10 protein-coding genes and 1 tRNA gene are annotated in these 11,351 nt (G+C 66.7%); 3 read left to right on the top strand and 8 right to left on the bottom strand.

Annotated elements, in window-relative coordinates; translation table 11 throughout:
• Positions 1-179: 179 nt before the first annotated feature.
• The 5 genes from IN820_RS00365 to gabD all read right to left on the bottom strand — a co-directional run bounded on the left by IN820_RS00365 (position 180) and on the right by gabD (position 7,809).
• On the bottom strand, positions 180-1,322 hold the full coding sequence (locus IN820_RS00365) for an acyl-CoA dehydrogenase family protein (protein ID WP_193679072.1): 1,143 nt from the start codon (positions 1,320-1,322) through the stop codon (positions 180-182).
• 12 nt (positions 1,323-1,334) lie between these two features.
• On the bottom strand, positions 1,335-2,531 hold the full coding sequence (locus IN820_RS00360) for an acyl-CoA dehydrogenase family protein (protein WP_193679071.1): 1,197 nt from the start codon (positions 2,529-2,531) through the stop codon (positions 1,335-1,337).
• Between the two features lie 40 nt (positions 2,532-2,571).
• Positions 2,572-4,677, bottom strand: coding sequence for a 3-hydroxyacyl-CoA dehydrogenase NAD-binding domain-containing protein (locus IN820_RS00355; RefSeq protein WP_193679070.1), 2,106 nt, complete (start codon positions 4,675-4,677; stop codon positions 2,572-2,574).
• A gap of 251 nt (positions 4,678-4,928) precedes the next feature.
• Positions 4,929-6,140: an HDOD domain-containing protein gene (locus IN820_RS00350; protein ID WP_193679069.1), complete on the bottom strand. Its 1,212-nt coding sequence runs from the start codon at positions 6,138-6,140 to the stop codon at positions 4,929-4,931.
• A 220-nt stretch (positions 6,141-6,360) separates the two neighbouring features.
• Positions 6,361-7,809, bottom strand: coding sequence for an NADP-dependent succinate-semialdehyde dehydrogenase (gabD, locus tag IN820_RS00345; RefSeq protein ID WP_193679068.1), 1,449 nt, complete (start codon positions 7,807-7,809; stop codon positions 6,361-6,363).
• A gap of 377 nt (positions 7,810-8,186) precedes the next feature.
• Here gabD and IN820_RS00340 point away from each other — a divergent pair, with 377 nt between their 5' ends.
• Positions 8,187-8,639, top strand: coding sequence for a c-type cytochrome (locus tag IN820_RS00340; protein ID WP_193679073.1), 453 nt, complete (start codon positions 8,187-8,189; stop codon positions 8,637-8,639).
• A gap of 129 nt (positions 8,640-8,768) precedes the next feature.
• Here IN820_RS00340 and IN820_RS00335 read toward each other — a convergent pair whose 3' ends face one another.
• Positions 8,769-9,464, bottom strand: a complete 696-nt coding sequence (locus IN820_RS00335; RefSeq protein WP_193679067.1) for a cytochrome b/b6 domain-containing protein — start codon at positions 9,462-9,464, stop codon at positions 8,769-8,771.
• A 225-nt stretch (positions 9,465-9,689) separates the two neighbouring features.
• On the opposite strand from IN820_RS00335, the gene IN820_RS00330 reads away from it, so the two are divergent.
• Together IN820_RS00330 and IN820_RS00325 are read left to right on the top strand one after the other, a co-directional pair.
• A tRNA-Arg gene (locus IN820_RS00330) sits at positions 9,690-9,766 on the top strand.
• 137 nt (positions 9,767-9,903) lie between these two features.
• Entirely contained in the window at positions 9,904-10,194 is a 291-nt protein-coding gene (locus tag IN820_RS00325; protein WP_193679066.1) for a hypothetical protein, read from the top strand.
• 117 nt (positions 10,195-10,311) lie between these two features.
• Here IN820_RS00325 and cynS read toward each other — a convergent pair whose 3' ends face one another.
• Positions 10,312-10,761, bottom strand: a complete 450-nt coding sequence (cynS, locus tag IN820_RS00320) for a cyanase (RefSeq protein ID WP_193679065.1) — start codon at positions 10,759-10,761, stop codon at positions 10,312-10,314.
• Between the two features lie 73 nt (positions 10,762-10,834).
• Positions 10,835-11,351: OsmC family protein (locus IN820_RS00315; RefSeq protein WP_193679064.1), on the bottom strand; the 517-nt coding region annotated here is incomplete at its 5' end.

Raw genomic sequence — 11,351 nt, 5'->3', positions numbered from 1 at the left:
TGGATCACGCTTCACCGATCCACCGGGACTCGGTGCCGGTCCACTCGCCGCGTGGATGTAAAAGGCGACATCCACCCTACGGAGCAGTTGTAGGAGCGAGCTTGCTCGCGAATCCCTGGCCCTTCCAGACACAAAAAACCCGCTCTGGGAGCGGGCTCTTCGTCACATACGATCAACCATCACGCCACCTGCATCAACCTCGCATAGGACTTCAGATGATGATCGTCGTCGCCGAACTGGTGGGCGATCATCACCAGGCGCTTGGCGTGGTGGGCGAGGTTGTATTCCCAGGTCATGCCGATGCCGCCGTGCAGCTGGATCGCTTCCTCGGCCACCTTGCGCGCGGCGCGGGCGCAGATGTACTTGGCGGCGGCGATGATACGGCTGCGCTCGTCGTTGTCTTCGCCATCGGCAAAGGTCGCGGCGAGGATCGCCATGCTGGTGGCCTGCTCCAGTTCGGTCTGCATGTCGACCATGCGGTGCTGCAGGACCTGGAACTTGCCGATCGGCACGCCGAACTGCTTGCGCGTCTTCAGGTAGTCGAGGGTCAGCTTGCAGGCTTCGTCCATGCTGCCCAGGGCATCGGCACACTGCGCGGCGATGGCACGGCCCTGCTGGTAGCGCAGCGCCGGGAGCGCGTTGCCGACTTCGCCGAGCACGGCATCGGCGCCGACCTGCACGTTGTCGAGGAACAGCTCGCAGCCCTTGCGCCCATCGATCGTCGGGTAGACGCGGCGGCTGACGCCCGGGGCGTTCGGGTCGACGAGGAACAGGCTGATGCCGGCTTCGTCGCGGCTGTCACCGGAAGTCCGTGCGCAGACGATGATCTGCCCGGCGCTGTGCCCACCGATCACCACGGCCTTGCGCCCGGACAGCCGATAGCCGCCGTCGACCGCCTCGGCGCGGGTCTGCACGTCGTTGAGGTTGTAGTGGCTCTGCGGTTCCTCGAAGGCCACCGCCAGCTGCAGCGAGCCGGCCGCCACCTGCGGCAGCAGGTCCTGCTGCTGCGCCTGGCTGCCGAGCTGCTGGATCAGCCCGCCGCCGAGAATCACCGATGGCAGATAGGGCTCCAGCGTCAGGCCGCGGCCCAGCTCGGTCAGCACCAGCAGGGTTTCCACGCCGCCGCCGCCAAAGCCGCCGATCTCCTCGGCGAACGGCACGGCGGTCAGGCCGAGTTCACCCAGCTGCGCCCAGAACTCGGCGGAGAAGCCCAGCTCCGACTCGCTGAATTTCTCGCGCTGCTCGAACGGATAGGCGTCGCGCACCAGCCGCGCCGCGGTGTCTTGCAGCATCTGCTGCTCTTCGGTCAGTTTGAAGTCCATGGCGGTGCCCCCTTACAGCTCGAGAATCATCTTCGAGACGATGTTCTTCTGGATTTCGTTGGAGCCGCCGAAGATCGACAGCTTGCGCATGTTGAAGTAGTCGCCGGCCAGCGCCGCGCTGTAGTCGGCGTGCAGCGGCTCGCCGTCGTAGGCGAGGTCCAGCTCCTCTTCGAGGAACGGCAGCGCATAGGGGCCGATGACCTTGCGCAGCAGATGGGTGATGGCCTGGCGGATCTCGGTGCCCTTGACCTTGAGGATCGAGGACTCGGCACCGGGCACGCCGCCCTCCTTCGCCGCGGCGAGGATGCGCAGGGTGCTCATCTCGATGGCCATCAGCTGCATTTCCACCTCGGCGACCTGTGCACGGAACAGCGGGTCTTCCAGCATCGGCTGGCCGTCGCAGGCTTCCTTCATGGCGATGCGCTTGAGCTGCGCCAGCGCCGCCTTGGAGGCGCCGATGCCGGCCAGGCCGGTGCGCTCGTGGGTGAGCAGGTACTTGGCGCAGGTCCAGCCCTGGTTCTCCTCGCCGACCAGGTTCGCCACCGGCACACGGACGTTGTCGAAGAAGACTTCGTTGACCTCGTGGTCGCCGTCCAGGGTGATGATCGGCCGGACGCTGATGCCCGGCGTGGTCATGTCGATCAGCAGGAAGCTGATGCCACGCTGCTGCTGGGCCTCGGGGTCGGTGCGCACCAGGCAGAAGATCATGTTGGCGTGCTGGCCGAGGGTGGTCCAGGTCTTCTGACCGTTGACCACGTAGTGATCGCCGTCGCGCACCGCGCGGGTCTTCAGGCTGGCCAGGTCCGAACCGGCACCCGGCTCCGAGTAGCCCTGGCACCACCAGTCGGTGCCATCGAGGATGCGCGGCAGGTAATGGTCCTTCTGCTGCTGGGTACCGAATTTGATGATCACCGGGGCGACCATGTTGACCCCGAACGGCACGGTGCGCGGCGCACCGAAGGCGGCGCACTCCTCGTCGAAGATGTGTTTCTCCACCGGGCCCCAGGTAGTGCCGCCCAGCGCCACCGGCCAGCCCGGCGCGTACCAGCCGCGCTTGACCAGGATCTGCTGCCAGCGCTGATGGTCCTCTTTGCTCAGGTGCTTGCCGAGCCGGGTCTTGGCGGCGATGTCCGCCGGCAGCTCGTTTTTCAGGAAGGCGCGCACTTCGTCGCGGAAGGCGAGCTCTTCGGCCGTGTAGTTGACGTTCATGGATGAATCCCCTGTTCCGTGCAGTTGCGGCAGCGGCGGCTCACTGGCCGGGCTGCCAGTCCGAGAAGCGGCGGCCTTCGGCGGCCAGTCTTTCCAGCAGCGGCGCCGGCTTCCACCAGGCACCGCAACGCGCGTGCAGCGCCTCGATCTTGCCCAGCACGACGTCCAGGCCGAGGCTGTCGGCGTAGAACATCGGCCCGCCGCGGAAAGCCGGGAAGCCGTAACCGTTGAGGTAGATGACATCGATGTCGCTGGAACGCTGGGCGATGCCTTCCTCGAGAATCCTGGCACCCTCGTTGACCAGGGCGAGAATGGTCCGCTCGACGATATAGGCCTCATCCAGCGGGCGGCGCTGGATGCCCTTTTCCTGCGAGGCGGCGTCCAGCAGCGCGGCCAATGTCGGGTTTTCCTGCGGCACGCGGTTGCCCGGCTCGTAGCGGTAGAACCCGGCGCCGGTCTTCTGCCCGAGCATGCCGGCGGCGCAGAGCTTGTCCGAGACGACGGGCAGCTCGAATTCGGCCGGCAGGGTCAGGCGTTGGCGCTGGCGGATCGCCTGACCGATGTCCAGGCCAGACAGGTCGCGCATCGCGAACGGCCCCATGGCCATGCCGAAGGTGCGCAGCGCGCCGTCGACCTGCTGCGGCGTGGCGCCCTCTTCCAGCAGGAATTCCGCCTCGCGGCCGTACTGGAAGACCATGCGGTTGCCGACGAAGCCGTCGCAGACCCCGACCACCACCGACACCTTCTTCAGCTGCTTGCCGATGGCCATGGCGGTCGCCAGCACTTCATGGCTGGTCTGCGCGCCGCGCACCACTTCGAGCAGGCGCATGACGTTGGCGGGGCTGAAGAAGTGCAGGCCGACCACGTCCTGCGGGCGCTTGGTGAAGGCCGCGATGGCGTTCAGATCCAGCGACGAGGTGTTGGAGGCGAGGATCGCCCCGGGCTTGCACACCGCATCGAGCCGCTCGAAGACCTGCCGCTTGACGCCCATATCCTCGAACACCGCTTCGACTACCAGGTCGACGTCGGCCAGCGCGGCGTAATCGGTGACACCGGTGATCAGGCTCAGGCGTTTCTCCATGGCCTCCTCGGTCAGGCTGCCGCGCTTGACGCTCGCCGCGTAGGTATCGCGGGCACGCTGCAGGCCGCGCTGCAGCGCGTCTTCATTGATTTCCAGCAGCTTCACCGGCACGCCGGCATTGGCGAAGCTCAGGGCGATGCCCACCCCCATGGTGCCGCCGCCGATTACCGCAGCGGTAGTGACCGGCCGCGGCTTCACGTCGGCCGGCAGATCGTTGATCTTGCTGGCCTGGCGCTCGGCGAAGAAGGCACGCACCAGCGCACCGCGCTGCGGCGAGTCCAGGCATTCGACGAACAGCTCTCGCTCACGCTTGAGGCCCTCGGCCAGCGGCAGCTTGACTGCGGCTTCGACGGCGGCGACGCAACGCAGCGGCGAGAACAGCCCCGGCATGCGCGCGGCCACTTCGGCACGCTTGGCGCGGATCAGTGCCTCGTTGTCAGCGCCCTCCAGGCCAAGCGTCTGCTCGCCGCTGCAACGCGGTCCGCGGTCGGCATTGAGCAGGCGCCGCGCGAAACCGATGCCCGCCTCGGCCAGCTCACCCTCGAACAGCTCATCGACGATGTTGTGCGCCATCGCTTCAGCCGCACCGATCGGTGCACCGCTGACGATCATGTCCAGCGCCTTGGCCACCCCGGCCAGACGCGGCAGCCGCTGCGTACCGCCGGCACCGGGCAGCAGCCCCAGCTTCACTTCCGGCAGACCGACCTTGGCGTCTTTACGGGCAATGCGGTAATGACAGCCCAGCGCGACCTCCAGCCCACCACCCAGGGCGGTGCCGTGGATCACCGCGACACTCGGCTTGCTGCAGCCTTCGATGGCGTCGATCACCTCCGGCAGGCCCGGCGCCTGCGGCGGCTTGCCGAATTCCTTGATGTCGGCGCCGGCAATGAAGGTGTTGCCTTCGCAAGCCAGCACCACCGCGCGCACCGCGGTGTTCGCTTCGGCGGCCCGGAAGGCCTGCAGCAGCCCCTGGCGCACCGCCTGTCCCAGGGCATTGACCGGCGGGTTGTTGACCATGATCAGCGCGATCTCGCCCCGATTTTCGAGCCGTACGACTTCCGTCATGTAGGCCTCCGCTTTGTGAATGGATTGGCGTTGTTATTTTACGGAATCATGTTTCGCACTGCAGAATAAATGACTCATTTCTTCATGTCGATAGACGGCGAGTGCACACCAGACGTGTGCCGAGCACTACAGCGTAGAAGACCGATTGCCAGGCAGGGCGGGGGCGGAGCGCGGGCACGACCGCTCACCGGATGTCGGCAGATCAGTCGTTATAAACGGGCGGAATGGCTGCCAAGAAGGCAGGCGGCAGCTCAGTCGTGAGCGGTTCTGCCCAGCGGGGCGCGGGCCAGCAGGTCGGGATCGAGGCGCAGCAGGCGCACTGTGCGTTCTTCCGCCAGGCTGGCCGGCGCCGTAGCGGCCGGCAGCTCCAGCAGCAGCCGGGTCAGGTTGAGGACCAGCGCCTCACGGCTGAGCACGCCCGCGCCGAGCGCGTAGTAGGCGCTGATCACCTGACGCAGCCCCAGCGGCAGGCGCCATTGCGTGCGCAGCGCCGAACCGTAGCCAGCGGCGCGCTCACGCAACGTGCGCCGCAGGGTCGGCTCGGCCAACTCGCCGCCGCTGTCGAGCCAATCCTGCAGGCTACGCAACAGGGCCAGTTCACCGATGTTGCACAGCAGACCAGCGGTGTAGCAGAGCTCGACGTCCAGCTGCAGCTGGCGTGCCAGCCAACCGGCCAGGTTCGCCGTACGCAGCGCCTGCTCGCTGAGTTGCCCGGCCAGCGTGACCAACCGCGGCTCCGCCAGGCGGGCGTTGTGCTGCATGGCCAGCTCCGCCACCAAACTGAGACTGCGCTTGTTGCCGAGACACTGTCGCGCCTGGCTCAGGCTGTGACACTGGATATGCTGATGCGCGTCGATGCCGCTGGCGACGCTGATCAGCCGCGCAGTCACCTGCGGATCGCGCGCGAGCAGGTCGTCCAGCTCGCCGAGATCCTGGTCGCAGGCTTGCAGGCGCAACAGCGCAGCCTGTACCTCTTCCAGCAGTGGTGCGCCACGGTTGTTCTGCCGCATGCGTTCGAGAAAGCCGCCCAGCGTGTTGGCGGGCTCGCGCTGGCGCCGGCTCGCCCGCCCGGCCGAATGCGGCAACAGCTTGTCCAGCCGCTGGCGCAGGTCGTCCAGATCATAGGGCTTGCCGAGGTAGGCTGCCGGCGTCAGCGGCAACGCGGCGCGCACACTGGCGGCATCCGTGCGCTCGCTGATCAGAACGCAGGGCAGGCGTTGCGTCGCCGGCTGGCGGCGCAGCTCGCGCAGCAGCTCGACGCCAGCGAGACCGTCCAGCTCACCGTCGGCGATCAGCAGGCTCGGCACCTGCCTCTTGCACGTCGTCAGCGCCGCGTGGCCATCGTTCACCGGCAAGACGCGCGCACCCGGGCGCAATTCGCGCACCAGCTGGCACAGCTGGTCCGCACGCCAGGGTTCGTTGTAGGCCACGAGGACGAAGGAAACGTGGGACGCGATGCTCACTGCGCTGCTCGATGGGTTGCCACTGCCTCGCCTAGGGGATGTTGACGTTTCGCTCGCAGCCACGCGGCCCGCGATGAAGCGTCAACAGACCCTAGCATGCGCTCGGGCAGCTACGGCGCGCACCCGATGAACGTGCGCCCGCCGCAGGGGGGGCGGCGATTCTGATCGTTTTGCCGGTAAAGAGCCAGCCCCGTGACGGGGCCGGTTAACGCACGGACACTCAGATACCCATGCACAGGTACTTGATTTCCAGATAGTCCTCGATGCCGTACTTGGAGCCTTCGCGGCCGAGGCCGGAAGACTTGACCCCGCCGAACGGTGCCACTTCGGTGGAAATCAGCCCGGTATTGATGCCCACCATGCCGTATTCCAGTGCCTCGGCGACGCGGAACACGCGGCCCAGGTCGCGGGCATAGAAGTAGGAGGCCAGGCCGAACTCGGTGTCGTTGGCCTTGGCGATCGCCTCGGCCTCGTCGCGGAAGCGGAACAGCGGCGCCAGCGGGCCGAAGGTTTCCTCCCTGGCCACCTTGGCGCTGTCCGGCACGTCGACCAGCACGCTCGGCTCGAAATAGCTGCCGCCCCGCGCGTGCGCCTGGCCGCCGGCCACCAGCCGTGCGCCCTGGGCGACCGCATCCTCGATGTGCTCGCGGACCTTGGCCACGGCACGCTCGTCGATCAGCGGGCCGATGTCGGTGCCCTCCTCCAGGCCGTCGCCGACCCGCAGCCGGGCCACCGCCGCCTGGAATTTCTCGGCGAAGGCGTCGTACACGCCGTCCTGCACGTAGATGCGGTTGACGCAGACGCAGGTCTGCCCGGCGTTGCGGTACTTGGACTGCATGGCGCCCTTCACCGCCTCGTCGAGATCGGCATCGTCGAAGACGATGAACGGCGCGTTGCCGCCCAGCTCCAGCGAGACCTTCTTGATCCCCGGCGCGCACTGCGCCATCAGCTTGGCGCCGACTTCGGTGGAGCCGGTGAAGGAAATCTTGCGCACCTTGGGGTTGGCGGTCAGCTCGTTGCCGATGTCGCCGGCCGAACCGGTGATCACGCTGAGCACGCCCTTGGGAATGCCGGCACGCTCGGCCAGCTCGGCCATCGCCAGCGCCGAGAACGGCGTCTGCGAGGCCGGCTTGATCACCATGGTGCAGCCGGCCGCCAGCGCCGGGCCGGCTTTGCGGGTGATCATCGCCGCCGGGAAATTCCAGGGGGTGATCGCCGCGGTGACGCCGATCGGCTGCTTGATGACGATGATGCGCTTGTCTTTCTGGTGGCCAGGAATGGTGTCGCCGTAGATGCGCTTGGCTTCCTCGGCGAACCACTCGATGAAGGAGGCGGCATAGGCGATCTCGCCCTTGGCCTCGGCCAGCGGCTTGCCCTGCTCGAGCGTCATCAGCCGGCCGAGGTCGTCCTGGTTCTCCATCAGCAGTTCGAACCAGCGGCGCAGTTTCTGCGAGCGCTCCTTGGCGGTCAGGTCGCGCCAGGCCGGCAGCGCGCGCTCGGCGGCATCGATGGCGCGGCGGGTTTCGCCGGCGCCCATCTTCGGCACACTGCCGAGCACTTCGCCGGTCGCCGGGTTGTTCACGCTGATGGTCTGGCCGCTGTCGGCGTCCAGCCAGGCGCCGTCGACATAGGCCTGCTGGCGGAACAGGGAAGGGTCGTTGAGTTGCATGGCAGTCTCCTCGGGGCGTGCGGCCTGGCGCCGGCCCGTTTCAGATCGATCGGCTGACGCGACGACTATCCGAACCGTCCATCGACGCCCGGTTCCGGCCACGCCACCCAGCTGGAAAGCAACCATGCTAGGACCACAGTCGCCCCGCGGGCAAGCTCATGACGCAGAACGTCGTCACGCCATAGACCAACCTGATGAGCTGTGCAACAGCGGCGCTCTGTCACGTCTTGTTACCCAATCCTTACCATTTGTCGGGGTATAGTCTTGGGGCTGTTGCCGTTTCGTTCGCGGCCGCGCCGAAAGGACACCAGCCCCAAACAACGGCGGCCAACGCCGCCGCATCCATGGATCGATAAGGAGTTACCGTGAAAGCATTGATGACAGGCGCCGCGGCGGCCGTCCTGCTGGCAAGCGCTGCCGCCCAGGCGCAACTGAAACCCGAAGAGATGGTGGAAACCCGCCAGGCCGGCTACCAGTTCATGGCCTGGAACATGGGCAAGATCAAGGCGCAGGTGATCGACGGCAAGGAGCCCTACGACCAGGCCAAGGTCGCCGCCGCCGCCAATGCCATCGCCGCCATCGCCAACTCCGGCATGGGCAGCCTCTTCAGTCCGGACACCACTACCGAGCAACTGGGCAAGACGACCCGCCTCAAGCCCGAGTTCTTCCAGAACCTCGACGAAGCCGGACGCATCGGACGCGACTTCACCGCTGCCGCCAACCAGCTCGCCAGCGTCGCCGCCGAGGGTGACCAGGCGGCGATCAAGAAGGCCTTCGGAGATGTCGGCGGCTCGTGCAAATCCTGCCACGACAAGTTCCGCGCCGACTGACTGACCACCCGAGGTCCGGCCGGGCTTGTATCGTAGGGTGGGCTTTAGCCCACCAAGCGTGGTCCAAGCCGGGCGAACGCACGGTGGGCTGACGCTCAAGCACGGCCGGCGAAGGTCCGCCGGCTGTGCTTACCAGTCGAGGCTCGGCGCCGGTGCCGCTGGCGGCGGTGTCATCCAGCCGGCCACCGACTGCACGCCCCAGACCACGCCCATCGCCAGCACGACGGTCAGCAGCGCCGTGGCCAACGAGCCACCCCTGGCATCCTCCTGCGCCGGATGTTCACGCCGCATCCGCCCGGCGATCATCGCCCGCACCAGCGGTTTGCGCTTGACCAGCCCGTACCAGGCGATCGCCGCCAGATGCAGGCCGATCAGCACCAGCAGCAACCACTTCGCCTGCCGATGCAGGCCACTCAGCGCGCTGCCGGTTTCGCTGTTGACCAACGCATAGAGCGGCCCCTGGAAAGCGATGTCGTCGGTCGCCATCAGCCCGCTGATTACCTGGAAGCTCACCAGCCCCAGCATCGCCAGCACCGACAGTGCGCCCAGCGGATTGTGCCCGGCCTCCCGCCAGTTGCCCTGCAGATAGTCCCGCACCCCTACCGTCGCGGCGCAGATGCGCGACCAGCGCGCATAAGTGGAACCGACGAAGCCCCAGAGCAGGCGAAACACCAGCAGCCCCAGCACCACGAGCCCCAGCCGGCCGTGCCAGAGCATCAGATTGCCCCCGACCCAGCCGGTGACGATGGCGGCGATCACCGCAGCGGCGAACGACCAGTGGAACACGCGCAGCGGCGCATCCCAGAGCTTGATATGACTCGACATCCCGACTCCCCCGACAGCTTGCGAAACCCGGCCCGTGGCCGCAACCGCTGCAAGGGTAACAGCCGCGACGCCCCGAATCAGCCCTGCAAGTCCCGTCTTAGAGCCCTCAACCATATTTCGCACCGAGGCCGCCATGGCCACGAGCGAAGCGCGAACGCCGCGACGCCCGACGCACCAGCGGCATGGACGCCCGCAGAGGACATGCGTATGATTGCGCCCCGCAACGCATCCGTAGCTCAGCTGGATAGAGTACTGCCCTCCGAAGGCAGGGGTCGTGGGTTCGAATCCCGCCGGATGCGCCATATATGAAAGGGCTCAGGTGAAAACCTGGGCCCTTTTGCTTTTCTGGATTCTCGCCAGTGCCCCACGTCATGATGAGCGGCCCGTCTGGGCTGCTTGTCGGGTCTTGATAAGGGTCAATGGAAAAAGGAATCGAGAAATGCTCTATCCCAACTCGCGCATGGAAACCTACTCGGCCAGTCGCGTCAGCCTGGACGAGCCCTGCAGCGTTCGGCTCGAGGCCGACCGGGTACGCGTGGAGTACGTCCAGGACGGGGAAAGCTACGCCTACGGCGGAACAGCCCATGGCGGAGGCCATTATCAATTGCGCTGCGAAGGCTACCCGGAGTGCCGTGCCACGCTGCACCGCTTCGAGGGCTCGGCGTTTCTCGAAGGCTTCTGGGTGGAAGAGAGCAGCCAGGGCATGTGGCGCATTCGCCTCGGTGAGTGAGGGCCATGGGCCGGTTACCCCGCCCCTGAGCAAGGGCTACACGGCCGAACGTGAGCGCGCACCTTTTTCCATGCCTCGGGATACCGCCCGGCACCATGCGGTCCGGGCGGGCCTGGTTCAATAGCTCTTGTAGGGCAGGAACTTGCCGGACAGTACGACGTTCACCCGGTCGCCCTTGGGGTCGGCCTGACGCTGGATGTCCATGGAGAAATCGATGGCGCTCATGATGCCGTCGCCGAACTCCTCGTGGATCAGCTCCTTGATGGTGGAGCCATAGACACTGACGATCTCGTACCAGCGGTAGATCAGCGGATCGGATGGCACGGCGGTCGGCAGCGAGCCCTTGTACGGCACGATCTGCAGCCAGGCTACCGCCTCGTCGGACAGGTCGAACAGCTTGCCGAGGGTTTCCGCCTGAGCCTTGTCGAAGGTCATCTGCCCGAGGCAACCGGCGGTGGTCCACTCCTTCGACAGGCCGATGGCGTCAGCCACCTGGCTCCACTTCAGGCCCTTGCTGACCTTGGCGGCCAGGATCATCTTGGTTACGTCTTCGCGGCTGGAAATCATTGGGGATTCCTCTTGGTGTCGTTGTCGGGCAGCGCGACGCCCTGCCCGTTCACGGGATTCGAAATGGGACGGCTCAGCCGACCAGACCGATGCTGAACGGGATCGGATTGCGCATGGAGTTGGCCACCGGCGAGTAGAAATTGGCCTGGCGCACGATCTCCTCCAGCTCCTCGCGGCTCGCATCGCCCTCCACCAGCACCTTCACGCGGATTTCCTGGAAACCCATCTGCGCCGGCTGCATCTCTGCGCCACCGGCGCCCCAGGCCGCCGGGTTGCCGATGTCCGCCTCGAGAAACACCTCCAGCCGGCTCAGCTTCACCTGTTTCCAGGTCGCCACCGCCGTGATGCCCACCGCCAGGCAACCGCCCAGGCCGGACAGCACGATCTCGCCCGGCGCCGGGGCGGTATCCTCGCCGAACAGGTGCAGCGGTTCGTCCACCACCACCGGCGTGTGCTCGCCGACGTAGCTGAGGCTGCGGTACATCCCCTGCATCACGGTGTGGACTTTGTTGGTGCCCCGGCTGGCGGGGTTGTTGCGGCCCTTCTCGGCGAAACCCATCAGGCCGTCGCGATCGATCGGCTTCAGGTAG

Origin of the sequence: Pseudomonas lopnurensis (assembly GCF_015070855.1) — a bacterium.
Classification (GTDB): Bacteria; Pseudomonadota; Gammaproteobacteria; order Pseudomonadales; family Pseudomonadaceae; genus Stutzerimonas; species Stutzerimonas lopnurensis.
Note: the sequence above shows the minus strand (reverse complement) of the source record. Positions and strands in the feature narration are given on the sequence as shown.